A 22744-nucleotide genomic window follows, 5' to 3' on the forward strand; every position below is an offset into this window, starting at 1 on the left:
ATGGCCGTCCAGAAGTCCCGAGTTTCCCCGTCCCGCCGCGGCCAGCGCCGTGCGCACGACGCCCTCACCGCCAAGCAGCTGGCCACCGACCCGACCACGGGCGAGACCCACCTGCGCCATCACGTCACCAAGGACGGCTACTACCGCGGCCGCAAGGTCGTGGACGTGAAGTCCGCGGTCGTCTCGGAAGACTGAGGCCGCGTTCCGCCCCCCGGGGCGGAGCCATAGCAAGCCGAGCGCGGCGGGCCTGGTCCCGCCGCGCGCGTTTCTGACGGTGGGTGGCCGCGCGCCGGCCCGCCCGCCAGCGCACAGAGGGAGTGACGATGGCCGTGTTCTCGCGTATCGCCGGTACCGGCAGCGCCTTGCCGCAGAAGGTGCTGACCAACAAGGACCTCGAGCAGTTCGTCGAGACCACCGACGAATGGATCGCGAGCCGCACGGGCATCCGACAGCGCCACGTCGTCGCCGACGGCGAGACCACCGCCGACCTGGCCGAACGCGCCGCCCGCGCCGCCATGGAAGCGGCCGGCGTGCAGGCGTCCGAGCTCGACATGATCGTGCTCGGCACCACCACTCCGAACCTGATCTTCCCGTCCACCGCCTGCCTGGTGCAGCACCGCCTGGGCGCCAACGGCTGCGCGGCGTTCGACGTCAACGCGGCCTGCTCGGGTTTCCTGTTCGCGCTCAGCATCGCCGACCAGTTCATCCGCGCCGGCACCTGCAAGACCATCCTGGTGATCGGCGCCGAAACGCTGACCCGCATGCTCGACTGGTCCGACCGCAACACCTGCGTGCTGTTCGGCGATGGCGCCGGCGCCGTGGTGCTCAAGGCCGACGCCGAGGCCGGCATCCTGTCCACGCACCTGCACGCGGACGGTGGCAAGAAGGAACTGCTCTACAACCCGGTGGGCGTGTCCGAAGGCTTCAAGCCCGGCGAGAAGAACGCCGGCGTGCGCGTGCTGATGACCGGCAACGAGGTCTTCAAGCACGCGGTGAAGGCGCTCGACGCCGTGGTGGACGAAACCCTGGCCGCGAACGGCCTGGACAAGTCGGCGCTCGACTGGCTGATCCCGCACCAGGCCAACCTGCGCATCATCGAGGCCACCGCCAAGCGCCTCGAGATGCCGATGGACCGCGTCATCGTCACCGTGGACAAGCACGGCAACACTTCCTCGGGTTCGGTGCCGCTGGCGCTCGACGAAGCCGTGCGTTCGGGCAAGGTGCAGCGCGGCCAGCTGCTGCTGCTCGAGGCCTTCGGCGGCGGCTTCACCTGGGGCTCGGCGCTCATCCGCTACTGAGGCGGGCAGGGGTCGCCCGGCGACCCTACGCGGCGGTACAGACGGAAGGCCGGGTCCCTCGCTTATGATTCGCGGATTACGTCGCCCGGATCAGCAATGAGCCAGTCCATCGCCTTCGTTTTCCCCGGCCAGGGTTCCCAGTCGCTGGGCATGCTCGCCGAACTCGCCGCGGCGCACCCGCAGGTGCGGGCCACGTTCGCCGAAGCCTCCGAGGGCGCCGGCGTCGACCTCTGGGCGCTGTCCCAGCAGGGCCCGGAAGAACAGCTCAACCAGACCGAATTCACCCAGCCGGCGCTGCTGGCCGCGGGCGTCGCCGTGTGGCGCGCCTGGCAGGCGCAGGGCGGCCCGGCGCCGTCGCTGCTGGCGGGCCACAGCCTGGGCGAATACGCGGCCCTGGTGGCCGCCGGCGCGATTACGCTCGCCGACGGCGCGCGCCTGGTGCGCGAGCGCGGCCGCCTGATGCAGCTGGCGGTGCCCGCCGGCACCGGCGCCATGGCCGCGGTGCTGGGCACCGAGGACGCGCTGGTGGCCGAAGTCTGCGAGGCAGTTTCCGGCGACGAGGTCGTGGTGCCTGCGAACTACAACTCGCCCGGCCAGGTCGTCATCGGCGGCAGCGCCGCCGCGGTGGACCGCGCGCTGGCCGAACTCTCGGCGCGCGGCGTGCGCAAGGCCGTCAAGCTCGCGGTGTCGGTGCCTTCGCACACGCCGCTGATGCGCGAGGCCGCCAACCGCCTGTCCGAAGTGATGGCCGGCATGGCCTGGTCCGAACCCGCGATCCCGGTGGTGCAGAACGTCGACGGCGAAGTGCACGCCGGCACGCAGGCCATCCGCGACGCGCTGGTGCGCCAGCTGTACCTGCCGGTGCGCTGGACCGACTGCGTGCAGTCGCTGGCCGCGCGCGGCGCCACCCGCGTGGCCGAGTGCGGCCCGGGCAAGGTGCTCACCGGCCTGGTCAAGCGCATCGACAAGTCGCTCGACGCCCGCGCCCTCGGCACCCCCGCCGACTTCGACTCGGCGATGGCCGAGTGGAAGCGCTGAACCTGATTACGGAGAACCATGATGTCTGACGTGCTCAAGGGTGAGATTGCGCTGGTGACCGGTGCGAGCCGCGGGATCGGCGCGGCCATCGCCGCCGAACTGGCCGCGATGGGCGCCACCGTGATCGGCACCGCCACCAGCGAAGCCGGTGCCGCCGCCATCGGCGAGCGCCTGGCCGCCAGCGGCGGCGCGGGCCGCAAGCTCGACGTCGCCAGCAGCGAAGAAGTCGAGTCCGTCATCGAGGAGATCGGCAAGACCTTCGGCCCGGTCTCCATCCTCGTGAACAACGCCGGCATCACCCGCGACAACCTGCTCATGCGCATGAAGGACGAGGACTGGCAGGCCATCCTCGACACCAACCTGAGCTCGGTCTACCGCACCAGCAAGGCCGTGATGCGCGGCATGATGAAGGCCCGCAAGGGCCGCATCATCAACATCGCCTCGGTCATCGGCGTCACCGGCAACGCGGGCCAGGCCAACTACGCCGCCGCCAAGGCCGGCATCATCGCCTTCAGCAAGTCGCTGGCGAAGGAGATCGGCAGCCGCGGCGTCACGGTGAACGTGGTCGCGCCCGGCTTCATCCAGACCGACATGACCAAGGACCTGCCGGAGGCCTCGCGCGAGGCCCTGGTGGGCCAGATCGCGCTCGGCCGCCTCGGCGAGCCGTCCGACATCGCCCATGCGGTGGCCTTCCTGGCCAGCCCGGCGGCCGCCTACATCACCGGCGAAACCCTGCACGTCAACGGCGGCATGTACATGCCCTAAGTCCTTGCCTGGGCAGGATTTGCGATAGAATCCCCCGCCCATACCCAGGCCGTGGCGCGTCCGGCGCCCGCCACGGCCGGCATTTGATTACAATGCGCCCGAAAACACCCCTCCGGGAGGAGACAGATCCATGAGCAGCATCGAAGAACGCGTCAAGAAAATCGTCATCGAGCAGTTGGGCGTCAAGGAAGAGGAAGTCACCGTGAACGCCTCGTTCGTGGACGACCTCGGCGCCGACTCCCTGGACACCGTCGAGCTGGTCATGGCCCTCGAGGAAGAGTTCGAGTGCGAGATCCCGGACGAAGAGGCCGAGAAGATCACCTCGGTCCAGCAGGCCATCGATTACATCAAGGCCCACGTCAAGGCCTGATCGCCTGGCGGTTCCAACGGCGGGGCCGCGCTTGCGCGGCCCTGCGCGTTTGCGGCATCCGGCCCAAGCATTGGCTCGTGCGCCGGCGCATGCGTGGCCTCCGCCACGCACCCTGAATCCATAGCGGAGTTTCGCCATGAGTCATCGTCGCGTCGTCGTCACCGGCATGGGCATCGTCTCGCCCATCGGCAACAGCCTCTCCGCCGCCTGGGACAGCATCCAGGCCGGGCGCAGCGGCATCGGCCCGATCACCCATTTCGACCCCGCCGCGTATGCCACCCGCATCGCCGGCGAGGTGCGTGACTTCGACGCCAAGTCCTTCCTGCCGCCGAAGGACGTCAAGAAGATGGACACCTTCATCCACTACGGCCTCGCCGCCTGCTTCCAGGCGATGGACGACGCCGGCCTGGAGGTGACCGACGCCAACGCCGAGCGCATCGGCGCGCTCATCGGCGCAGGCATAGGCGGCGTGCGCGGCATCGAGGAAACCGCCATCGCACTGCACGAGGGCGGCCCGCGCAAGGTGTCGCCGTTCTACGTGCCCAGCACCATCATCAACATGCTGCCGGGCCAGCTGACGATCATGAAGGGCATCAAGGGCCCGAACTTCTCGGCGGTCTCGGCCTGCGCCACCTCGAACCACTCGATAGGCATGGCCATGCGCATGATCCAGTACGGCGACGCCGACATCATGGTGGCCGGCGGCGCCGAGCACGGCTGCACGCCCACCTCGGTCGGCGGCTTCTGCTCGATGAAGGCCATGTCCACCCGCAACGACGACCCGACCCGCGCCTCCCGTCCCTGGGACAAGGACCGCGACGGCTTCGTGCTGGGCGACGGCGCCGGCATCCTCATCCTCGAGGAATACGAACACGCCAAGGCGCGCGGCGCCCGCATCTACTGCGAGCTGGCCGGCTTCGGCGCCAGCTCCGACGCCTTCCACATGACCGCGCCCAGTGAAAACGGCGAGGGCGCCGCGCGCTGCATGCGCATGGCGCTCAAGGACGCCGGCATCAACGCCGAGCAGGTGGGTTACCTCAACGCGCACGGCACCTCCACGCCGCTGGGCGACCTGGGCGAGACGATGGCGATCAAGGCCGCCTTCGGCGACCACGCCCGCAAGCTGATGGTCAGCTCCACCAAGTCCATGACCGGCCACCTGCTGGGCGCCGCCGGCGGCGTCGAGGCGGTGTTCTCGGTGCTGGCGCTGCACACCGGCGTCATCCCGCCCACCATCAACCTCGAGAACCCGGGCGAAGGCTGCGACCTCGACTACGTGCCGAACGTGGCCCGCCAGGCCCAGGTGGACGTGGCCGTGTCCAACGGCTTCGGCTTCGGCGGCACCAACGGCACCCTGGTGTTCCGGAAGCTCTGAGCCCGGTCCGCCCGGCCACCGCGATGCTGACGCGCGCGCTGCCGCCGGGCACCGACCTGCTGCGACTGCAGTCGGCCGACCCCGCGCGTTTCCCGCTGCTGCTCGAAAGCGTGGCCGGCGGCAACGCGCTCTCGCGCTGGGACCTGCTGCTGGCCACCGACGGCACCGGCCTGCGGCTCGATGCCGGCGGCCGCGTGCGGCGCCTGCCGGGCGGCGCCGACGCGGGCCCGGAATTCCTGGCGGCGCTTGACGCCGACTGGCGCGAGTCGCAGATGCCGCAAGGCGACGCCAGCCTGCCGTTCCGCGGCGGCTGGGCCCTGTTCCTGGCCTATGAACTGACGGCGCAGGTCGAGCCCAGCCTCGCGCTGCCGGCGGCCCCCGGCCCGCTGCCGGTGGCGCTGGCGATGCGCTGCCCCGCCGCGGTGCTGCGCGACCGCGGCACCGGCGAATGCCTGGCCGTCGCCGAGCCCGGCGCCGAAGCCTGGCTCGACGCGCTTGCCGCCGCGCCCATGGCCGCCGTGCCGCCGCCCTTCGCGCCGCCGCTGCTGGCCGAAGACGCGCCGGAACGGTTCACCGGCGGCGTGGCGCGCATCCACGACTACCTGCGCGCCGGCGACGTGTTCCAGGTGAACCTGTCGCGGGCCTGGCGCGCGCGTTTCCACCAGGCGCCCGACCCCGCGGCGGTGTACGCCCGCCTGCGCGAAACCAACCCCGCGCCCTTCGCCGGCCTGCTGCGGGTGGGCGACGCGGCGCTGCTCAGCTCTTCGCCCGAGCGCCTGGTGTCGGTGCGCGGCCGGCGCGTGGACACGCGCCCGATCGCCGGCACGCGCCCGCGTTTCCCGGGCGACGACGACGCGGCGCGCATACGCGACCTGGTCGGCAACCCCAAGGAACGCGCCGAGCACGTGATGCTGATCGACCTCGAGCGCAACGACCTGGGCCGCGTCTGCGCGCCGGGCAGCGTGAAAGTGGACGAGCTGATGGTGGTGGAGAGCTACGCCCACGTGCACCACATCGTCTCGAACGTGTCCGGCCAGCTGCGCGAGGGCGCGACGCCGGGCGAAGTCATCCGCGCCGTGTTCCCCGGCGGCACCATCACCGGCGCGCCCAAGGTGCGCTGCATGCAGATCATCGCCGAGCTCGAAGGGGAGGGGCGTGGCCCCTACACCGGCGCCTTCGGTTACCTCGGCCGCGATGGCGACCTCGACCTCAACATCCTGATCCGCAGCGCCTGGCTGGCTGGAGACGAACTGCAGTTCCGCACCGGCGCCGGCATCGTGGTCGACTCCGACGCCGGCCGCGAGCTCGACGAAACCCGCGCCAAGGCCCGCGGCCTGCTGCGCGCGCTGGGTGCCGCCGGATGAGCGCGCTGGCGACGGCGATCTACCGCGGCCGGGAGCGAGTGCCCGCGCTGGACCCGGCCGACCGCGGCCTGGCCTACGGCGACGGCCTGTTCGAAACCCTGCGCGTGAGCGCGGGCCGGCTGCCCTGGTGGGACGCGCACCTGGCGCGCCTGGCCAACGGCGCGCGCCGGCTCGGCCTGCCCGCGCCCGATGCCGCCTGGCTGGCCGGCGAAGCCTCGGCCTTGCTGGCCGGCGCGCCGGCCGAAGCCGTGCTCAAGCTCGTGCTCACCCGCGGCAGCGGCGGCCGCGGTTATTCCGCGCCCGACGCGGCGGTGCCCACCGTGGTGCTGTCGGTGCACGCGCTGCCGGCGCCCTTCGATGGCCCGCTGTCGCTGCGCTGGTGCGAAACGCGCCTGGCCCCGCAGCCGCGCCTGGCCGGGCTCAAGCACCTCAACCGGCTCGAGCAGGTGCTGGCGCGCGCCGAGTGGAGCGACCCCGCCGTCCACGAGGGCCTCATGCTCGACGCCGCCGGCCGCGTCACCTGCGCCACCGCCGCCAACCTGTTCGCGCTCGTCGGCGGCCGCTGGATCACGCCCGCGCTGCATGAGGCCGGCGTGGCCGGCATCGCCCGCGGCTGGGTGCTGGCGAATGAGCCCGGCGCCACCGAGGCCGAGCTGTGGCCCGCCGATGTCGAATCGGCCGAGGCGCTTTTCCTGTGCAACGCCGTGCGGGGTATCCTGCCGGTCGGTCGCCTGGGGCAACGAACCTGGGCGCCGCATCCGGCGCTCGACGACCTGCGCCGGCGGCTGCGCCGCGACGTGCCGGCGTTCTGACGGGGGTTGGTGATTTTGGCGAAGAAGTCCTCGCACAAGGTGCTCAAGGCGACGGTGGCGCTGCTGTTGCTGCTGGCCGTCGCCGTCGGCGGCTGGCTCTGGCAGCGTTACGACGCCTTCGCCACCACGCCGCTCGCGCTGGCCGGCAGCGAACGCATCCTCACGGTGGAGCGCGGCGACGGCTTCCAGGACATCCTCGACAAGCTGCGCGGCCTGGGCGTGAGCGAGGGCCACGACCTGGAATGGAAGGCATTGGCGCACGAGATGCAGGTGATGTCGCGCCTGCAGGTCGGCGACTACACGATCCGCCACGGCATCACCCCGGCCCAGCTGCTGCGCAAACTCGAGAGCGGGCAGGTGATCCAGCACCGCTTCACCCTGGTCGAAGGCTGGAACCTGCGCGATCTGCGCGCGGCGCTGGCCAAGGACGAGGTGCTGGTGCAAACCCTGCCGGGCCTCGACGACGCCGCGCTGATGAAGGCGCTCGGCCGCGAGGGCGAGCACCCCGAGGGCCGCTTCCTGCCCGAGACCTACCATTTCACCCGCGGCATGAGCGACGTGGACCTGCTGCGCCGCGCCGCGCTGGCCATGGACAAGGCCCTGGCCGACGCCTGGGCCATGCGCGACCCGGGCCTGCCGCTGGAAACGCCGGACGAGCTGCTCACCCTGGCCTCCATTGTCGAGAAGGAAACCGGCAAGCCCTCGGAGCGGCCCGAGATCGCCGGCGTGTTCGTGCGCCGGCTCAAGCTGGGCATGCGCCTGCAGACCGACCCGACCGTGATCTACGGCATGGGCAGCGCCTACGACGGCAACATCCGCAAGCGCGACCTCACCACCGACACGCCTTACAACACCTACACCCGCGGCGGCCTGCCGCCCACGCCCATCGCCATGCCGGGCCGCGCCGCCCTGGTGGCCGCGGCCAAGCCGCAGGCGGGCGACACCCTGTACTTCGTGTCGCGCGGCGACGGCAGCCACGTGTTCTCGTCCTCGCTGGCCGAGCACAACCGCGCCGTGGCCTGCCACCAGCTGGGGCGCTGCCGGTGAGCGCGCGGGGGATGTTCGTCAGCCTCGAGGGCGGCGAGGGCGCCGGCAAGTCCACCGTGATCGCGGCGCTGCACGCGGTGCTCGCCGAGGGCGGCCGCGAAGTGGTGGCCACGCGCGAGCCGGGCGGCACGCCGGAAGGCGAGGCCATCCGCGAACTGCTGCTCAGCCCCGGCCAGCACCTGGTGCCCGAGGCCGAGCTGCTGCTCATGTTCGCGGCGCGCGCGCAGCTGGTGCGCCGGGTGATCCGGCCGGCACTCGCGCGCGGCGCGGCGGTGCTGGCCGACCGCTTCACCGACGCCAGCTTCGCCTACCAGGGCGGCGGCCGCGGCCTGGACACCGGCCACATCGCCGAACTCGAGCGCTGGGCCGCCGGCCTGCGCCCGGACCTGACCTTCCTGCTCGACGTGGGCGTGGCCCAGGGCCTGGCGCGCGCGCGTTCGCGCGGCGGCGAACCCGACCGCATCGAACGCGAGCGCGAGGATTTCTTCGAACGCGTGCGCGCCGCCTACCTGGCGCGCGCCAGGGCCGAACCGGAACGCTTCCGCGTCATCGACGCCAGCCAGCCGGCCGAGGCCGTGCGCGAAGCCGCCGTGGCGGCGCTGCGCGCGTGGCTGGCGCAGCGCGCATGAGCACGCTGGCGCCCTGGCAGCAGCGCGTGCTCGACAAGGCCCTGGCCAGCCTGGCCGAGGGCCGCCTGGGCCACGCCCTGCTGCTAGTGGGCGCCGAGCGCCTGGGCAAGCAGGCGGTGGCGGAGCTGCTGGGAAAACGCCTGCTCTGCGGAAGCCCCGGCGCCGACGGCCTCGCCTGCGGCCGCTGCCGCGGCTGCCAGCTGTTCGCCGCCGGCACCCACCCGGATTTCCGCGACGTGAGCTTCCTGCCCAACGACAAGGGCGACAAGCTGCGCAGCGAGATCATCGTCGACCAGATGCGCGAACTGGGCCAGTGGTTCGCCCTGACGCCGCAGCTGGGCGGCGCGCAGGTGGCGCTGATCCACCCGGCGCATGCGCTCAACACCGCCGCCGCCAACGCCCTGCTCAAGACGCTCGAGGAGCCCGCGCCGGGCCGCTACCTGCTGCTGGTGAGCGACCGCCCGGGCCGCCTGCCGGCCACCATCCGCAGCCGCTGCCAGCGGCTGGAGTTCCGTCTTCCGGCGCGCGCGGAATCGGAGGCCTGGCTGCGCGCGCAGGGCCACGGCCCGCAGGCGCTGGCGAAAGCCCTGGACGCGGCGCGCGGCCACCCCGGCCTGGCCGCCGACTGGCTCGAGGCCGGCTCGCTGGCGCTGCGTGGCGAGGTGCAGGCCGACCTCAACGCCCTGGCCGACGGCCGCAAGGCGCCGGTGGAACTGGCCCAGGCCTGGCTGGGCGACGAACAGGCGGCGCTGCGTTTGCGCTTCGCCGCCGAACTCGCGCTCGACGGCATTTCGGCGCGGCTGGCCGGCACGCCGGCCCCCGGCTTGACCCTGCCGGGCGATTTCCAGAAGCTTTCGGCCTGGTTCGACGGCATCAACCGCGCGCGCGACCAGCTGCGCGTGCCGGCCCTGCGCCACGACCTGGCGCTGGCCGCGTTGCTGCTCGAATGGCGTAGCATGTTCAAGGACAAGGAAGCGGCGAGGGCAGGGCGATGATCGGAGGCGGCGCGGGCGCGAGGCAGGGCATCCTGTCACTGGCCATCAAGGACAAGGCGTCGCTGTACAACGCCTACATGCCCTTCGTGAAGGGCGGCGGCATCTTCGTGCCCACCACCAAGCGCTATGCGCTGGGCGACGAGGTCTTCATCCTGCTGTCGCTGATGGAGGAGAAGGACCGCCTGCCGGTGGCCGGCAAGGTCGTCTGGATCACCCCGGCCGGCGCCCAGGGCAACCGCACCGCCGGCATCGGCGTGCAGTTCGCCGACAGCGCCGAGGCCGAAACGGTGAAGGGCAAGATCGAAACCTTCCTGGCCGGCACGCTCGAGGCCGACAAGCCCACCCACACCATGTGACGCGCGCGCCCCGGGCGCGAGGCGAACGAAGGCCCCGGCGACCCCCGGGGCCTTCGTGTTTCCGGGGCTCAGCCCATGCGGCCGCTGAGCCACAGGCCCAGCAGCAGGCCGGCGCTGCCCAGCACGATGCCGGCGATGGCGCCCCAGCGGCCGGTGCGACGTTCGCGGGCCTGGCGCGCCGCGGCGCCCACCGGGTCGAGCTCGCGCTCGCGCGCCTGGCGCCGCGCCAGGATGTTGGGCAGCCAGACGGCGCAGCTCATCGTCACGCCCAGCATGAAGCCGACCGAGAGCAGGAAGTGCGGGATCCAGCCGGGGATCCTGGCCAGCGCCACTATGCCCAGGCTGAAGCCGACCACCAGGCCCGACATGACCAGGGCATAGGCCAGGAGGCTGCGCCGCTCGGCGTCGTCGAAGGGATCGCGCAGGTAGCGGCGCACGCCCATCCAGATGCCCAGCAGGCCGCCGGCGATGCCGATGGCGGCGCCGCCCAGCGCGCCCGCGCCCACCTTCGCCAGGCCCTTGGCCCCGCCCAGCGCGCCCACGCCCAGCGCGGTGGCGGCGGCGGCCGGCGGCGCCGCGGCGGTGAGTGCGATCGCCACCGCGGCGGTGAAGGCGGTGCCCGGCGCGGTGGATTTCGCGAATTCGCCCAGGCGCTGCAGCAGTTCCTCGCGCACGCGTTCGCGGGCGCGGGAAAGCCGCTTGCGCACCGCCGCGTCCTGCAGGCCCAGCAGGCCGGCCACCTGGCGCGAGCTCTGGCCTTCGCGGTAGTAGAGCAGCAGTACCTCGCGCGACTCCTCGGGCAGGCTGTCGATGACGGCGGCGGCGACGGCCTGCTGCTCCGCCTCGGCGGCGCGCTCGGCCGGCTCCGGGTGCGGGTCGGCCACCTGGGCCAGCAGCCGTTCCACGTCGCCGCCCGGCTCGCGGCGACGGCCCTGCGCGCGCAGGTGGTCGCGGGCCAGGTTGCGGGTGATCTGCCGCAGCCAGGGCAGGAAGCTGTCGGGGTTCTTGAGCCGGCGCAGGTTCTGCCAGGCCGAGAGGAAGGCTTCCTGGGCCACGTCCTCGCTGGCCGGCACGTCGCGCACGATGGCCAGCGCGATCGAGGTCACCGTGCCCTGGCAGGCGGCGACGATGCGGCCGTAGGCGTCCCGGTCGCCACGGGCGGCGGCCGGGAGGTGGGTGTGGACCAGGCTTTCGAGGACGTCGGTGCTCATGGGGCGCTCCACGGGGATGGTAAACCCCAGGACGCCCCGGCGCGCCGGATGTGACCGCGGCTATTCGGGCGCGGTGCCGTACTTGGCCCGCATGAAGTTCACGTAGAGCCAGCCGTAGCGCTGGTACCAGTCGCGGTTGCCGAAATGCTCGGCCTCGCACTGGCCCAGCTTCTTCATCGAGCGGTCGATCTCGAACAGGTAGTCGTTGGCCTTGCGGGTGTAGGTTCGCTTGAGGTCGGCCACGGCCTTCTCGATCTGCGGCTTGCCGCCCAGCGACCACGACAGCCCGGCCACGCCGTGCACGCCCGAGCTGCTGTCGCCGAAGGCCATGGCCGATTTGGCCATGCGCACGTTGGCGGCGGTGATGCAGCGGGCGCGCTCGATGTAGAAGCGGTTGAAGTCGATGGCGCGCACCGCATCGCCGTAGCACTGCATGCACTCGCGCGAGTCGGCGCACTGCGAGGGCACCATCGGGCCGGCGTCGGCGGTGTAGTTGGAGCCGCAGTCGGCCTCGCGGTCGTCCAGCGACTGCCAGTCGTCCCAGGCCTGGGTGGCGTCGTCGTAGATGTCGAGCACTTCGTTGACGTTCTCGATCCGCTCGTCGATGTCCTCGCGCGGGTCGTCGTCATCACCGTCGCCATCGTCGCCGCCGTCGTCCTCGTCCTCGCCGGTGTCGCCGAAGCCGGCCAGGCCGGTGCCGGTGGGGCTGGCGAGGGCGGTGGGCACCAGGGTGAGCAAAAGCAGGGCCAGCAGCCAGGGGCGCAGGGTCATGACGGCTTCCTCCGCAGGACCAGGATGGCGAGCAACACGATGCCGGCGCCCAGCAGGCCGGCGATCACCCACAGCACCAGCGAACCGCCGCCGTCGCCGGCCTCTTCGAATTCACTGGCCTTCACCACCACCGGACGCATCTCGGGCTTCACCTCGTCGCCCACCCACACCAGCAGGCGGTAAGCGGTGCCGGCCTCCGGTGCGCTCACGGTGGCCTGGAACTCGCCCTCGGTACGGATCTTGAACTTCAGGATCCCGCCCTCCGTTTCGCCTTCGCGCAGTGGCTGGTTCCAGGCGTACTTCGACAGTTGCAGGCGTACGTCCTGGCCCTGGCGCACGGGGCGCAGCAGCACGGTCACCGGCATCATCGCGGTGAGCCCCTCGACCAGGAAACGGTGCCCGTCGGGGCCGGCCTTGCCTTTCACCACCACGGCGCGGCCCGCGCGCAGGCCTTCCATGGGCTTGGGCTCGAGCCGGATGATGTTGGGCGGAGGCGGGTCCGCGGCGAAGGCCGCGGCGGGCGCCAGCAGGGCGCAGGCCAGCAGGCCGGCGAGCGGGGCGCGAAGCAGCGCGTGGACCATGGGCGTCTCCGGGGGCGACCGACCAGGCGAACCCGCCCCGGGGAGGGGCGGTGGCCTGAGCATACGCCCGTCCGGGCGCCGGCGCGCGGCTCAGCCGGCGAGCTGGCGGATGATGAGCAGTGCGGCGCCGGCGGCCGCCGCGCCCAGCAGGGCCAGGCGGATCTTGTTCATGCGCGCCCGCGGATTTGTCACCGGCTTTTCCCGGAACTGCAGGTTTTCCGGCAGGTAGGACGGTTCGCGGGTGGCCTCGAGCAGGCCCGCGTCGTGCAGGATTTCGCGCGCCCGCTTGAAGTCGTCGGGGCGCAGCACCCACAGCGCGGGCTGCTGGCTGGGGTCGTGGTCCTTGGCCGAATAGCTGAACTCGCGGCGGCTGGTGCCCTTCCAGCTGCGGCCCTGGGTGATCTTGGTGGCGATGCCGGCTTCCTCGAGCAGGCGCTGCACGCCTTCGACGTTTTCCAGCCGGACGGAAGTGAAGACCTGGCGCATCAGCGGGCCACCCAGGCTTCGGGCAGGACGCGGATCAGGCCTTCCTGCGCGGTGGAGGCCACCAGCCGGCCGTCGCGGGCGTAGATCTGGCCGCGGGCCAGGCCGCGCGCGCCCTGGGCGCTGGGGCTGTCGAGCGAGTAGAGCAGCCAGTCGTCAGCGCGGAAGGGGCGGTGGAACCACATGGCGTGGTCGAGCGAGGCCATCTGCACGTTCGGCTGGTAGTAGCTGATGCCGTGCGGGAAGGTGGCGGTGCCGAGCAGGTGGAAATCGGACGCATAGGCCAGCAGCGCCTGGTGCAGGATGGGCGAGTCGCCCACTTCGCCGGTGAGGCGGAACCAGACCTGCTGGTAGGGCGGGCGCTTGGGCGGCTTCACTTCGTCGCGCGGGTACACCGGGCGGATCTCGAAGGGACCCATGCGCGACAGCCAGCGCTGCGCCTTGGGCGGCAGCTGGGCCAGCTGTTCGGCGGTGGGCGCGGGCACCGGCTCGATGTCTTCCGGCGCCGGCACCTCGGGCATGCCCAGCTGGTGCTCGTTGCCCGGTTCGTTTTCCTGGAACGAGGCCGCGAACACGAAGATGGGCTTGCCGTGCTGGATCGCGGTGACGCGGCGCACCGAGAAGCTGTTGCCGTCGCGGGTGCGGTCCACGTCGTAGACGATGGGGTGCTCGACGTCGCCCGCGCGCAGGAAGTAGGCGTGGATCGAGTGCACGTGGCGGTCGTCGGCCAGGGTCTGCTGGGCGGCCGACAGGGCCTGGCCCAGCACCTGGCCACCGAAGACGTATTTGGTGCCGATGTCGCGGCTCTGGCCGCGGAACAGGTTGTCTTCGAGGCGCTCGAGGCGCAACAGGTCGACCAGTTCGGCGGCGACGGATGCGGTCATGGGGACTCCGGGGTTCGGCCGCGGATTATACCCGCGGCGGGCGCCCGGGCCGGGCTCAGGGGCGGATGCGCTGCAGCTTGCTGCCGTCGAGCACCTTCGACCAGGGAAAGCGTGGCCCCGGGTCGCGCTTGCGGAACACGAGCTGGTGCAGGTTGTCGCTGGCCGGCACCTGGGCCAGATCGAGGTCCTCGTGGCCGGCGATGAATTCCAGCGCGGGCAGTTCCCGTTCCAGCTTGCCCAGCAGGGCCAGCAGCGCGGCCACCTGGGCGTCGGTATAGGGCTCGTCCATGGCCTGGCGGCGGGAATCGAGCCAGTCCGGGTAGCGGCCGCGGTTCACCAGCTCGATGCCGATGGAGCGCTCGTTGTAGCTGCGGGTGTGGTGCGCCACGCGGTCGGGCTTCACGAACACGTGGATGCTGCCGTCGCGGTCGATGTAGTAGTGGCCGCTGTTGCCGGTGCCGCTGTCGTAGATCTCGCGTTCGCCGTACTGGCGCGCGGTGTCGAGGTCGGGCAGCTCGGTGCAATGGATCACCACCAGGTCCACCTGGGCCAGCGGGCGGGTCTCGAGGCGGTGTTCGTACGGAAGTGGCCAGTCGTGCAGGACGGGCTCGGGCGGCAGGTCGGGGGTCATGCCGCATGCTAACATCGCGACCGTTTCCGGAGCCCCCCGATGCCCTTTCCCGCCGACTCCGCGCTAGGCGCCCTGATGGCCACGCTGCCGCGCCCCGGCCGGGTCCAGTGGCTCGGCCTGCGCACCGCCCGCGACGTGCCCATGCGGGAAGTCGGGGCCGCCGAGGCCGTGGCCGGCAAGGGCCTGCTGGGCGACCGCTACGCCAGCGCCAGCGGCAAGCGCGGCATCACCCTGGTCCAGGCCGAGCACCTGCCGGCCATCGCCGCGCTGGCGGGGCTCGAATCGGTGCAGCCCGCCACCCTGCGCCGCAATCTGGTCGTCTCGGGCCTGCCGCTGGTGGCGCTCAAGGGACGGCGCTTCCGCATCGGCGAGGCCGTGTTCGAGGGCACCGGCGACTGCGACCCGTGCTCGCGCATGGAAGCCGCGCTGGGCCCCGGCGGCTACAACGCCATGCGCGGCCACGGCGGCCTGTGCGCGCGCATCGTCAGCGGCGGCCGCATCGCCGTGGGCGACCTGCTGGTGCCGGAGGACGCCGCGTGAGCGGCCACGTCATCATTTCGCACGGGCTCGAGAGCGGCCCCGAGGCCAGCAAGGCCGCGGCCCTGGCCCGCGCCGCCGGCGCCCTGGGCTGGACCCACGAACGCCCCGACTACCGCGACCTCGACGTGCTCGGCCCGCTGGGCGACGTGAAGGCGCGCATCCGCCGCCTCGCCGAGCGCGCGCATCTCGCCGCGCGCAAGCCGCTGGTGCTGGCGGGCTCGAGCATGGGCGCTTACATCTCGGCGCATGTCTCGCGGGAAATCCCGGTGGCCGGCCTGTTCCTGATGGCGCCGCCCATCGCGCTGGAAACCGAGCCGCGCTACCTGCGCGCCGCCATGGTGCCCACGCGCATCGTGCACGGCTGGGAGGACGAACTGATCCCGGCCCAGGACGTGGTGCGCTGGGCGCAGCGGCGCCAGGACCACCTCGTCATGGTGCCCGACAGCCACCGTCTGGCCGCGCACGTGGAATTCTGCGCCGAGGAATTCGGCCGCTTCCTGCAGATGTTGTCGGCGTGAAGTTCTTCGTCGCCTGCGCCAAGGGCCTGGAATACCTGCTGGCCGACGAGCTGGTGGCGCTGGGCGCGGCCAGGGCCAGCGCCGCGCTCGCCGGCGCCAACGCCGAGGGCGAACCCGAGGCCGCCTACCGCGCCGTCATGTTCTCGCGCCTGGCCAGCCGCGTGCTGTGGCCGCTGGCGGAATTCGAATGCGCCAACGAGCACGACCTCTACCAGGGCGTGCACGCCATCGACTGGACCCGCCACCTCGACCCCGAGGGTACGCTGGCGGTGGACGCGCACGTTTCCGGCCCCGGCCTCACGCACGAGCGCTACGCCGCGCAGCGGGTGAAGGATGCCGTGGTCGACCGCATGCGCGCCGCGCACGGTGTGCGCCCCTCGGTGGACACCGAAGCCCCCGACCTGCGCCTGAGCCTGGTGGTGCGCAAGGGCCGCGCCATCGTCTCGGTGGACCTGGGCGGCGGCCCGCTGCACCGCCGCGGCTGGCGCCAGTCGCAGGGCGAGGCGCCGCTGAAGGAAAACCTCGCCGCCGGCATGCTGCTGCGCGGCGGCTGGCCGAAGATTTATGCCGAAGGCGGCGCGCTGCTCGACCCGATGTGCGGCAGCGGCACCCTGCTGGTGGAAGGCGCGCTGATGGCCGCCGACGAGGCGCCGGGCTTGCGCCGCCTGGCCGGCACCTTGCCCACGCGCTGGCGCCAGTTCGACGAGGCGCTGTGGTCGCGCATCGAACTCGAGGCGCGCCAGCGCGCCGAGGCCGGGCGCGCCGCGCTGCGCCCGGCCTTCTTCGGCGCCGACCTCGACCCGAAGGCGCTGCAGGCCGCGGTGGCGAACGCCGACCGCGCCGGCGTCGCCGAATTCATCCGGCTCGACCGCGGCGACATCCGCGCGCTGAAGGCGCCGCCGGTGGCGCGCGGCCTGGTCGCCTGCAACCCGCCCTACGACGCGCGCCTGGCCGCCGACCCGGCGCTGTACCGCGCGCTCGGCGACGCGCTGCGCGCCGCCGTGCCCGAGTGGCGCGCGGTGCTGCTGTGCGGCTCCGACGACCTGGCCCACGCCACCGGCCTGCGCGCCGCCAAGCGCTACGCCTTCTTCAACGGCGCGCTCGAATGCAGCCTGGTGCTCTGCGACCCGGTGCAGCCGCCGGCGCGCGCCCCGCGCGAAGCCAGGCCGCTGGGCGAGGGCGCGCAGATGGTGGCCAACCGCCTGCGCAAGAACCTGCGCAATTCGCGCAGCTGGCGCGAGCGCGAGGGCGTCACCTGTTTCCGCGCCTACGACGCCGACCTGCCGGAGTATTCCGCCGCGGTGGATGTGTACGCCGAGGACGGCGGCGAGGCCCGCACCTTCGTGCACGTGCAGGAATACGAGGCGCCGGCCAGCATCCCCGAGGCCGACACCAAACGCCGCTTCGGCGAGTTGCTCGACGCCGTGCGCGACGTGTTCGCGGTGCCGCCGGGCCAGGTGGCCATCAAGACCCGCGCCCGCGGCAAGGGCGGCAGCAAGTACGGGCGCATGGACCAGCGCGGCGAATTCGTCGCCGTTCGCGAGGGCGGCGCCCGCCTGTGGGTGAACCTGTTCGACTACCTCGACACCGGCCTGTTCCTCGACCACCGTCCGGTGCGCCTGCGCATCGGCCGTGAAGCGTCGGGCAAGCGCTTCCTCAACCTGTTCGGCTACACCGGCGCGGCCAGCGTGCACGCGGCGGTGGGCGGCGCGGCGGAAACCACCAGCGTGGACCTGTCGGGCACCTACCTGGAGTGGGCCGGGCGCAACCTGGCGCTCAACGGTGCCACCGGCCGCCAGCACCGCCTGGTGCAGGCCGACGCCATGGCCTGGCTGGAAGCCGACCGCGGCCAGTACGAACTGGTCTTCTGCGACCCGCCGACCTTCTCGAATTCGGCACGCGCCGACGACTTCGACACACAGCGCGACCACGTGCGCCTGCTGCGCGCCGCGGTGGCCCGGCTGGCGCCGGGCGGGCTGCTGCTGTTCTCGAACAACTACCGCCGCTTCAAGCTCGACGAAGCGGCGGTGGCGGAATTCGCCGAGGCCCGCGAGATCAGCCGCGACACCATCGCGCCCGACTTCGAGCGCAACCCGCGCATCCACCGCTGCTGGGAAGTGCGGCGGCGCTGAGGCCGCGGCTCAGTCGCCCTGGCTGGCGGCTCCGGCCTTGATGCGGCCCTTGGGTTCGTCGCGGCCGGTGGCCTCGAGGTATTCGGCCTCGTCGATGCGCTCCACGCGCTGGATGCGGCAGCGCTCGCGGCCCACCAGCACGTATTCGCCCACGTGGCCGCAGATGCGGTTGCTCACCTGGTCGCCGACGAAGCCCAGGTCAGGCGAAGTGCCCAGCGACAGGCACAGCTCCGAGAGGCGGATGCGGTACTTGCGGCGGCCGGCGTCCACCAGCAGTTCGTCGTCGTCCACGTAGTCCCAGCCGCGGGCGAAGGCCGGGTCGAAACATTCGCTGGGGTGCACCACGGCGCGCTTGCCCGGGGCGTCGGGCGTGGCGGGTCCGGGCAGGCTGGCGCAGGCGGCCAGCGCAAGGGAAGCGAGGGCGGTGCTCAGGAGCGGGGCGTGACGCATGGCAGTGGCCTCGGGCGGGGATGCAAGCCAGTCTCGGACCGGGACGATTAACCTGTCCGAAACGCTTTCCGGAGCATTATGCTGTGGACATGAACCGAAGTGCCCCCACCGCCCTGGCGCACACCTGGACCTTCTTCCGCCAATGGCTGAAGAACCCGCTGGGCATGGCGGCCATCTCGCCCTCGAGCCGCCAGCTGGCCCGGCAGATGATGTCCGAGCTGCCGCGCGGGGCGCGCCGGGTGGTCGAACTGGGCGGCGGCACCGGCGTGTTCACCCGGGCCCTGCTCGACAGCGGCATCGCGCCCGCCGACCTGCTGGTGCTCGAGCTCAACGAAGAGCTGCACCAGCACCTGCAGCGCCACTTCCCGAACGTGCAGGTGGCCTGCGCCGATGCCCGCGACCTGGCCGAGGTGGCCTCGGCGCGCGGCTTCGGCCCCGAGGCGCCGGTGGACGCGGTGGTGTCGGGCCTGGGCCTGCTGTCGATGCCCAAGGCCACGCAGCAGGCCATCCTGGCGGCGGCCTTCGACTGCCTGCAGCCGCAGGGCCGGTTCGTGCAGTTCACCTACGGCCCGGCCAACCCGGTGGCGCGCGAAGTGCTGGAGGCGCTCGACCTCAACGCCAGGCGCGGCAGCTTCACCTGGTGGAACGTGCCGCCGGCCACGGTGTACGTGTATTCGCGGCGCGTCTCGCGCGCCATCACCCCGCGCTCGATGCGCTGAGGTGCGTCCGGCGCGCCCCGGGGGCGCGCCGGGCATCGGCCTTACTGGCCGGTCTTGATCGTGGTCCAGGCGCGCACGCGCTCGCGGGTGGTTTCCGGCGGCAGCGTCACCGGGTCCACCAGCTTGGCCAGCACCTCGGCCGGCGGGTACACGCCCGGGTCGCCGGAGATTTCCGGGTCCACCAGCGGCGTGGCCGCGGTGTTCGGGCTGGCGTAGGCCACGTAGTTGGTGATGCCCGCGGCCACTTCCGGCTTGAGCAGGTAGTCCATCAGCGCATGCGCGTTGCCGGCGTGCGGCGCGTCCTTCGGGATGGCCATCAGGTCCACCCAGCGCACGGCGCCTTCCTTCGGGATGATGTACTGGATCTCGACGCCGTTGCCCGACTCCTCGGCGCGGTCGCCGGCCAGGAACACGTCGCCCGAGTAACCCATGGCCAGGCAGATGTCGCCGTTGGCCAGGTCGTCGATGTACTTCGAGGAATTGAAGTAGCGCACGTGCGGGCGGATCGCCGCGAAGACGTCGGTGACCACCTGGGTCTCGTTGCCGGTGAGGGCGTTGGCGTCCATGCCCTTCCAGATGAGCGCGGCCGCGAAGGCTTCCTGTTCGTCGTCGAGCACGGTGATGCCGCAGGCGGCGAGCTTGGCGGCGTTGGCCGGGTCGAACAGCAGCGACCAGGAGTCGAGCGGCGCGTCCTCGCCCAGCACTTCCTTCACCTTGGCCACGTTGATGCCCAGGCCCGTGGTGCCCCACATGTAGGGCAGGGCGTGGGCGTTGCCCGGGTCGACGTCCTGCAGGCCCTGCAGCAGGGTGGCGTCGAGGTTGCCCAGGTTCGACAGCTTCGACTTGTCGAGCGGCGCGTACACGCCGGCCTGGATGTGGCGCTGCGCGAACGGGCGCGCCGAGGGGAACACCAGGTCGTAGCCCGAGGCTCCGGCCATCAGCTTGGCTTCCAGCATCTCGTTGTTGTCGTAGACGTCGTACACCACCTTGATGCCGGTCTCGGCCTCGAAGTTGGCGATGGTGTCCTCGGCGATGTAGTCGGACCAGTTGTAGACGTAGACGACCTTCTCGCCCTGCGCGGAAGCATCGGCGGCGGGCGCCGCGTCGGTGGCGGGCGGCTCCGGCGACCGGCTGCACGCGGCCAGCAGGAGGGCGGAAGCGATCAGGCTGTAGCGCAGGATCATGGTCGGCTCCGTAGGTTCGGGCCTGCCATGGTCGGCGCGGGGGAGGGGGCTGTCAACGCGCGCCGCCGGCGCGCCACCGCGGCTCAGCGCGCGGAAGGCCACTCGCTGGCGAGCAGGCCCATCAGAACGCTGTCCTGCAGTTCGCCGGCCACCTGCCAGCGCTGGCGCAGGTAACCCTCGCGGCGGAAGCCCAGGGCTTCGAGCGTGTTGAGCGAGCCCTGGTTGCGCGGGTCCACGTCGGCCTCGATGCGGCGCAGGCCGAGCTGGCCGAAGGCGTGGTCGAGCAGCACCGTCAGCGCCTCGCGGGCGTAGCGGCGGCCCCAATGGTCGCGGGCCAGGGCGAAGCCCAGCTCGGCGCGGCCCTGGGCGTGGTCGATGTCGTAGAGCGTGACGGTGCCCACCACCTGGTCGTCGCCGCGCAGGGCGATGCCCCACTGGAACAGGTCGCCCTGCTCGAAGCCGCGGTGGATGGCCTCCAGGTAGATGCTGGCCTCGTCGCGGTGCGGCCAGGCCACATGGCTCCAGAAGCGCATCACTTCCGGGTCGGAGAACACGGCGTACAGGTCTTCCAGGTCGGCCGGCTCGATCCAGCGCAGCTGCAGGCGCGGGGCAACGAGCGTGGGAAGCCGGTCGGGCCCGGCCGGGGTCGGGGCGGGCGCGGTTCGGCTGCGGCGGGCTGGGGACATGTCGCGCAGGGCCATGGGACATCGGGGGGAGGGGTTACCCGTTAGAACGCATGACGGGCCCCGGACCGGCCGCGCTTGCGCCCGCGGGAGCGCCCTGCAACCCTGCGTTGCGGGCTCCCGGCCTGATCGCGGGGCCGGGCCGCCCCCATCATTCCCGCTATCCATCCGACCGGAGCCGCCCCATGAGCCCCACCGTCCGCCCCGTCCTGCGCACCCTGCGCGGCATGGCCGCCTCCGATGGCGCCGGCGTGAAGCTGACCCGCGTCATCGGCACGCCGCAGCTGCCCGACCTCGACCCCTTCCTGATGCTCGACGAGTTCGGCACCGACCGCCCCGAGGACTACCTGGCCGGCTTCCCGGCGCACCCGCACCGCGGCTTCGAGACCGTGACCTACATGCTCGACGGCCGCATGCGCCACAAGGACAACCACGGCAACGAGGGCGTGCTGGTACCCGGCAGCGTGCAGTGGATGACCGCCGGTCGCGGCATCGTGCATTCCGAGATGCCGGAGCAGGAAGAGGGCCGCATGCGCGGCTTCCAGCTCTGGATCAACCTGCCGGCCGCGCAGAAGATGACCGCGCCGCGTTACCAGGAATACGGCCCCGAGCGTTTCCCGGAAGTGGAACTCGGCCCCGGTGCGCGCGCCAAGGTGATCGCCGGCGAGGCGGGCGGCGCCACCGGTCCGATCGCGCAGCCGGCCACCGACCCGATCTACCTCGATCTTGCGCTGCAGCCCGGCGCGCGCGTCGACCAGGCGGTGACCGCGGGGCACAGCGCCTTCGCCTACGTGTTCGAAGGCTCGGTGCGGCTGGGCGAAGGCGAGGCGGCGCGCACCGTGCAGGCGCGCGAACTGGCCGTGCTGGGCCCGGGCGAACGGGTGGTGCTGGAAGGGGCTTCGCCCGACTCCCGGGTGATCCTGGTGGCCGGCCGCCCGCTGCGCGAACCGGTGGCGCGCTACGGCCCCTTCGTGATGAACACCGAGGCCGAACTTCGCCAGGCTTTCGCCGACTACCAGAACGGCCGGTTCTGATCCCGGCTCAGCGCTCGGGCAGCGGGATCGATTCGGTTTCGCCGGGCACCTGGCCGATGCGGCCCTCGCGCCAGTCGGCCTTGGCCTGCTCGATGCGCTCGCGCGAGCTGGAGACGAAGTTCCACCACACGTGGCGCGGGCCGTCCAGCGGGTCGCCGCCGAGCAGCATCACGCGCGCGTCGCAGGCGGCGCGCAGCAGCGGCTCGGTGCCCGGTTCGAGTACGAGCAGGTGTTCGAGCGGCAGCGGTTCGCCGTCGAGCGTGAGTTCGCCCTCGACGGCATAAAGCGCACGCTCCGCGTGTTCGGCCGGGATCGACAGCGCCGCGCCGGCGGCGAGCTCCACCGACACGTACAGCGTGCGCGCCAGCACCTTCACCGGCGAGCGCTCGCCGAAGGCGTCGCCGGCCACCACGTGCAGGCGCACGCCCGGCAGTTCCACCACCGGCAGCGTGGCGGCGGGGTGGTGGGCGAAGTCGGGCGCGGTTTCCTCGTGTTCCTTCGGCAGCGCCACCCAGGTCTGCAGGCCGTGCATGCGCAGCGGCTTGCCGAGCAGGCGCTCCGGCGTGCGCTCGGAATGCACGATGCCGCGGCCGGCGGTCATCCAGTTCACGTCGCCGGGCAGGATTTCCTGCGCGTAGCCCAGGCTGTCGCGGTGCATGATCGCGCCTTCCCACAGGTAGGTCACCGTGGCCAGGCCGATGTGCGGGTGCGGGCGCACCGCCATCGGGTGCGCGGGATCGAGTTCGGCCGGGCCGATGTGGTCGAAGAACACGAAGGGGCCGACGCTGCGCCGGCCGGCCTGCGGCAGCAGGCGCTTGACCGTGAAGCCGCCGCCGAGGTCGTGGACGCGCGGGGCAAAGGTTTGCGGCATGGC

The 22744-nt window shown here is 72.2% G+C and carries 27 protein-coding genes; 17 read left to right on the forward strand and 10 right to left on the reverse strand.

Annotated elements, in window-relative coordinates; translation table 11 throughout:
* From rpmF to ACE3Q2_RS01810, 12 genes are all read left to right on the forward strand, one after another.
* Entirely contained in the window at window positions 1-195 is a 195-nt protein-coding gene (gene rpmF / locus ACE3Q2_RS01755; RefSeq protein WP_231696201.1) for a 50S ribosomal protein L32, read from the forward strand.
* Between the two features lie 128 nt (window positions 196-323).
* Window positions 324-1298, forward strand: a complete 975-nt coding sequence (locus ACE3Q2_RS01760) for a beta-ketoacyl-ACP synthase III (RefSeq protein ID WP_374472299.1) — start codon at window positions 324-326, stop codon at window positions 1296-1298.
* Between the two features lie 96 nt (window positions 1299-1394).
* Window positions 1395-2336: an ACP S-malonyltransferase gene (gene fabD, locus ACE3Q2_RS01765; RefSeq protein WP_231696202.1), complete on the forward strand. Its 942-nt coding sequence runs from the start codon at window positions 1395-1397 to the stop codon at window positions 2334-2336.
* Between the two features lie 21 nt (window positions 2337-2357).
* Window positions 2358-3101, forward strand: a complete 744-nt coding sequence (fabG, locus tag ACE3Q2_RS01770; protein WP_374472302.1) for a 3-oxoacyl-ACP reductase FabG — start codon at window positions 2358-2360, stop codon at window positions 3099-3101.
* Between the two features lie 130 nt (window positions 3102-3231).
* Window positions 3232-3471 (forward strand): acyl carrier protein, encoded by a 240-nt coding sequence (gene acpP / locus ACE3Q2_RS01775; protein WP_034210536.1) that lies wholly within the window; start codon window positions 3232-3234, stop codon window positions 3469-3471.
* Window positions 3472-3607: 136 nt separating this feature from the next.
* Complete coding sequence (gene fabF / locus ACE3Q2_RS01780) at window positions 3608-4846, forward strand: beta-ketoacyl-ACP synthase II (protein ID WP_374472305.1); 1239 nt, start codon at window positions 3608-3610, stop codon at window positions 4844-4846.
* Window positions 4847-4869: 23 nt separating this feature from the next.
* Complete coding sequence (locus ACE3Q2_RS01785) at window positions 4870-6210, forward strand: aminodeoxychorismate synthase component I (RefSeq protein WP_374472307.1); 1341 nt, start codon at window positions 4870-4872, stop codon at window positions 6208-6210.
* Window positions 6207-7022 (forward strand): aminodeoxychorismate lyase, encoded by an 816-nt coding sequence (gene pabC, locus ACE3Q2_RS01790; RefSeq protein ID WP_231696206.1) that lies wholly within the window; start codon window positions 6207-6209, stop codon window positions 7020-7022. Before ACE3Q2_RS01785 ends, pabC begins: the two co-directional genes overlap by 4 nt.
* Window positions 7023-7037: 15 nt before the next feature.
* Window positions 7038-8069 (forward strand): endolytic transglycosylase MltG, encoded by a 1032-nt coding sequence (gene mltG / locus ACE3Q2_RS01795; protein WP_374472310.1) that lies wholly within the window; start codon window positions 7038-7040, stop codon window positions 8067-8069.
* An 11-nt stretch (window positions 8070-8080) separates the two neighbouring features.
* The gene (gene tmk, locus ACE3Q2_RS01800) at window positions 8081-8698 is read left to right on the forward strand and encodes a dTMP kinase (RefSeq protein WP_374472372.1); all 618 of its coding nucleotides are present in this window, start codon (window positions 8081-8083) and stop codon (window positions 8696-8698) included.
* Window positions 8695-9693, forward strand: a complete 999-nt coding sequence (locus tag ACE3Q2_RS01805) for a DNA polymerase III subunit delta' (protein ID WP_231696209.1) — start codon at window positions 8695-8697, stop codon at window positions 9691-9693. Before tmk ends, ACE3Q2_RS01805 begins: the two co-directional genes overlap by 4 nt.
* Window positions 9690-10049 (forward strand): PilZ domain-containing protein, encoded by a 360-nt coding sequence (locus tag ACE3Q2_RS01810; RefSeq protein WP_043803289.1) that lies wholly within the window; start codon window positions 9690-9692, stop codon window positions 10047-10049. Before ACE3Q2_RS01805 ends, ACE3Q2_RS01810 begins: the two co-directional genes overlap by 4 nt.
* 68 nt (window positions 10050-10117) lie before the next feature.
* On the opposite strand, the gene ACE3Q2_RS01815 is transcribed toward ACE3Q2_RS01810, so the two are convergent.
* From ACE3Q2_RS01815 to ACE3Q2_RS01840, 6 genes are all read right to left on the reverse strand, one after another.
* Window positions 10118-11260, reverse strand: coding sequence for an RNA polymerase sigma factor (locus tag ACE3Q2_RS01815; RefSeq protein ID WP_231696210.1), 1143 nt, complete (start codon window positions 11258-11260; stop codon window positions 10118-10120).
* 60 nt (window positions 11261-11320) lie between these two features.
* Entirely contained in the window at window positions 11321-12031 is a 711-nt protein-coding gene (locus ACE3Q2_RS01820) for a hypothetical protein (protein ID WP_374472313.1), read from the reverse strand.
* The gene (locus ACE3Q2_RS01825; protein ID WP_231696212.1) at window positions 12028-12612 is read right to left on the reverse strand and encodes a hypothetical protein; all 585 of its coding nucleotides are present in this window, start codon (window positions 12610-12612) and stop codon (window positions 12028-12030) included. Before ACE3Q2_RS01825 ends, ACE3Q2_RS01820 begins: the two co-directional genes overlap by 4 nt.
* Window positions 12613-12702: 90 nt before the next feature.
* The gene (locus ACE3Q2_RS01830; protein WP_231696213.1) at window positions 12703-13098 is read right to left on the reverse strand and encodes an LAGLIDADG family homing endonuclease; all 396 of its coding nucleotides are present in this window, start codon (window positions 13096-13098) and stop codon (window positions 12703-12705) included.
* A complete protein-coding gene (gene tesB / locus ACE3Q2_RS01835) occupies window positions 13098-13979 on the reverse strand; it encodes an acyl-CoA thioesterase II (RefSeq protein ID WP_231696214.1) in 882 nt (293 codons plus the stop codon). The genes ACE3Q2_RS01830 and tesB overlap by 1 nt, the downstream gene beginning before the upstream one ends.
* A gap of 55 nt (window positions 13980-14034) precedes the next feature.
* The gene (locus ACE3Q2_RS01840) at window positions 14035-14610 is read right to left on the reverse strand and encodes an N-acetylmuramoyl-L-alanine amidase (RefSeq protein ID WP_231696215.1); all 576 of its coding nucleotides are present in this window, start codon (window positions 14608-14610) and stop codon (window positions 14035-14037) included.
* A gap of 39 nt (window positions 14611-14649) precedes the next feature.
* On the opposite strand from ACE3Q2_RS01840, the gene ACE3Q2_RS01845 reads away from it, so the two are divergent.
* The 3 genes from ACE3Q2_RS01845 to rlmKL are packed head-to-tail and all read left to right on the forward strand — an operon-like array spanning window position 14650 to window position 17800.
* Window positions 14650-15150 (forward strand): MOSC domain-containing protein, encoded by a 501-nt coding sequence (locus ACE3Q2_RS01845; RefSeq protein WP_374472316.1) that lies wholly within the window; start codon window positions 14650-14652, stop codon window positions 15148-15150.
* Window positions 15147-15668: an alpha/beta fold hydrolase gene (locus ACE3Q2_RS01850; RefSeq protein ID WP_231696217.1), complete on the forward strand. Its 522-nt coding sequence runs from the start codon at window positions 15147-15149 to the stop codon at window positions 15666-15668. Before ACE3Q2_RS01845 ends, ACE3Q2_RS01850 begins: the two co-directional genes overlap by 4 nt.
* A complete protein-coding gene (gene rlmKL / locus ACE3Q2_RS01855; RefSeq protein WP_231696218.1) occupies window positions 15665-17800 on the forward strand; it encodes a bifunctional 23S rRNA (guanine(2069)-N(7))-methyltransferase RlmK/23S rRNA (guanine(2445)-N(2))-methyltransferase RlmL in 2136 nt (711 codons plus the stop codon). The genes ACE3Q2_RS01850 and rlmKL overlap by 4 nt, the downstream gene beginning before the upstream one ends.
* A 9-nt stretch (window positions 17801-17809) precedes the next feature.
* Here rlmKL and ACE3Q2_RS01860 read toward each other — a convergent pair whose 3' ends face one another.
* The gene (locus tag ACE3Q2_RS01860; protein ID WP_231696219.1) at window positions 17810-18250 is read right to left on the reverse strand and encodes a DUF6491 family protein; all 441 of its coding nucleotides are present in this window, start codon (window positions 18248-18250) and stop codon (window positions 17810-17812) included.
* 89 nt (window positions 18251-18339) lie between these two features.
* On the opposite strand from ACE3Q2_RS01860, the gene ACE3Q2_RS01865 reads away from it, so the two are divergent.
* The gene (locus tag ACE3Q2_RS01865) at window positions 18340-18969 is read left to right on the forward strand and encodes a methyltransferase domain-containing protein (RefSeq protein ID WP_231696220.1); all 630 of its coding nucleotides are present in this window, start codon (window positions 18340-18342) and stop codon (window positions 18967-18969) included.
* A 41-nt stretch (window positions 18970-19010) separates the two neighbouring features.
* Here ACE3Q2_RS01865 and ACE3Q2_RS01870 read toward each other — a convergent pair whose 3' ends face one another.
* Window positions 19011-20153, reverse strand: coding sequence for a polyamine ABC transporter substrate-binding protein (locus tag ACE3Q2_RS01870; RefSeq protein WP_231696221.1), 1143 nt, complete (start codon window positions 20151-20153; stop codon window positions 19011-19013).
* 83 nt (window positions 20154-20236) lie between these two features.
* Window positions 20237-20839: a GNAT family N-acetyltransferase gene (locus ACE3Q2_RS01875; protein WP_374472320.1), complete on the reverse strand. Its 603-nt coding sequence runs from the start codon at window positions 20837-20839 to the stop codon at window positions 20237-20239.
* A 182-nt stretch (window positions 20840-21021) separates the two neighbouring features.
* Here ACE3Q2_RS01875 and ACE3Q2_RS01880 point away from each other — a divergent pair, with 182 nt between their 5' ends.
* Window positions 21022-21870 carry a pirin family protein gene (locus ACE3Q2_RS01880; RefSeq protein ID WP_231696223.1) on the forward strand — a complete coding sequence of 283 codons (849 nt, stop codon included), beginning with the start codon at window positions 21022-21024 and terminating at the stop codon, window positions 21868-21870.
* Window positions 21871-21877: 7 nt separating this feature from the next.
* Here ACE3Q2_RS01880 and ACE3Q2_RS01885 read toward each other — a convergent pair whose 3' ends face one another.
* Window positions 21878-22741, reverse strand: coding sequence for a pirin family protein (locus tag ACE3Q2_RS01885; RefSeq protein ID WP_231696224.1), 864 nt, complete (start codon window positions 22739-22741; stop codon window positions 21878-21880).
* Window positions 22742-22744: the final 3 nt, after the last annotated feature.

The organism is Arenimonas sp., assembly GCF_041913985.1.
In the GTDB taxonomy this organism is placed as follows: domain Bacteria; phylum Pseudomonadota; class Gammaproteobacteria; order Xanthomonadales; family Xanthomonadaceae; genus Arenimonas.

Excerpts from the sequence above, each read along its gene's own strand:
- ACE3Q2_RS01785 (WP_374472307.1), top strand. The coding sequence starts at position 4,870 with ATGCTGACGCGCGCGCTGCCGCCGGGCACCGACCTGCTGCGACTGCAG.
- ACE3Q2_RS01845 (WP_374472316.1), top strand. The coding sequence starts at position 14,650 with ATGCCCTTTCCCGCCGACTCCGCGCTAGGCGCCCTGATGGCCACGCTG.
- tmk (WP_374472372.1), top strand. The coding sequence starts at position 8,081 with ATGTTCGTCAGCCTCGAGGGCGGCGAGGGCGCCGGCAAGTCCACCGTG.
- ACE3Q2_RS01860 (WP_231696219.1), bottom strand. The coding sequence starts at position 18,250 with ATGCGTCACGCCCCGCTCCTGAGCACCGCCCTCGCTTCCCTTGCGCTG.
- ACE3Q2_RS01865 (WP_231696220.1), top strand. The coding sequence starts at position 18,340 with ATGAACCGAAGTGCCCCCACCGCCCTGGCGCACACCTGGACCTTCTTC.
- ACE3Q2_RS01815 (WP_231696210.1), bottom strand. The coding sequence starts at position 11,260 with ATGAGCACCGACGTCCTCGAAAGCCTGGTCCACACCCACCTCCCGGCC.
- ACE3Q2_RS01875 (WP_374472320.1), bottom strand. The coding sequence starts at position 20,839 with ATGTCCCCAGCCCGCCGCAGCCGAACCGCGCCCGCCCCGACCCCGGCC.
- fabG (WP_374472302.1), top strand. The coding sequence starts at position 2,358 with ATGTCTGACGTGCTCAAGGGTGAGATTGCGCTGGTGACCGGTGCGAGC.
- ACE3Q2_RS01810 (WP_043803289.1), top strand. The coding sequence starts at position 9,690 with ATGATCGGAGGCGGCGCGGGCGCGAGGCAGGGCATCCTGTCACTGGCC.
- ACE3Q2_RS01870 (WP_231696221.1), bottom strand. The coding sequence starts at position 20,153 with ATGATCCTGCGCTACAGCCTGATCGCTTCCGCCCTCCTGCTGGCCGCG.
- ACE3Q2_RS01805 (WP_231696209.1), top strand. The coding sequence starts at position 8,695 with ATGAGCACGCTGGCGCCCTGGCAGCAGCGCGTGCTCGACAAGGCCCTG.
- ACE3Q2_RS01820 (WP_374472313.1), bottom strand. The coding sequence starts at position 12,031 with ATGACCCTGCGCCCCTGGCTGCTGGCCCTGCTTTTGCTCACCCTGGTG.
- acpP (WP_034210536.1), top strand. The coding sequence starts at position 3,232 with ATGAGCAGCATCGAAGAACGCGTCAAGAAAATCGTCATCGAGCAGTTG.
- ACE3Q2_RS01880 (WP_231696223.1), top strand. The coding sequence starts at position 21,022 with ATGAGCCCCACCGTCCGCCCCGTCCTGCGCACCCTGCGCGGCATGGCC.
- fabD (WP_231696202.1), top strand. The coding sequence starts at position 1,395 with ATGAGCCAGTCCATCGCCTTCGTTTTCCCCGGCCAGGGTTCCCAGTCG.
- rpmF (WP_231696201.1), top strand. The coding sequence starts at position 1 with ATGGCCGTCCAGAAGTCCCGAGTTTCCCCGTCCCGCCGCGGCCAGCGC.
- ACE3Q2_RS01825 (WP_231696212.1), bottom strand. The coding sequence starts at position 12,612 with ATGGTCCACGCGCTGCTTCGCGCCCCGCTCGCCGGCCTGCTGGCCTGC.
- ACE3Q2_RS01760 (WP_374472299.1), top strand. The coding sequence starts at position 324 with ATGGCCGTGTTCTCGCGTATCGCCGGTACCGGCAGCGCCTTGCCGCAG.
- ACE3Q2_RS01840 (WP_231696215.1), bottom strand. The coding sequence starts at position 14,610 with ATGACCCCCGACCTGCCGCCCGAGCCCGTCCTGCACGACTGGCCACTT.
- pabC (WP_231696206.1), top strand. The coding sequence starts at position 6,207 with ATGAGCGCGCTGGCGACGGCGATCTACCGCGGCCGGGAGCGAGTGCCC.
- fabF (WP_374472305.1), top strand. The coding sequence starts at position 3,608 with ATGAGTCATCGTCGCGTCGTCGTCACCGGCATGGGCATCGTCTCGCCC.
- tesB (WP_231696214.1), bottom strand. The coding sequence starts at position 13,979 with ATGACCGCATCCGTCGCCGCCGAACTGGTCGACCTGTTGCGCCTCGAG.
- ACE3Q2_RS01830 (WP_231696213.1), bottom strand. The coding sequence starts at position 13,098 with ATGCGCCAGGTCTTCACTTCCGTCCGGCTGGAAAACGTCGAAGGCGTG.
- ACE3Q2_RS01885 (WP_231696224.1), bottom strand. The coding sequence starts at position 22,741 with ATGCCGCAAACCTTTGCCCCGCGCGTCCACGACCTCGGCGGCGGCTTC.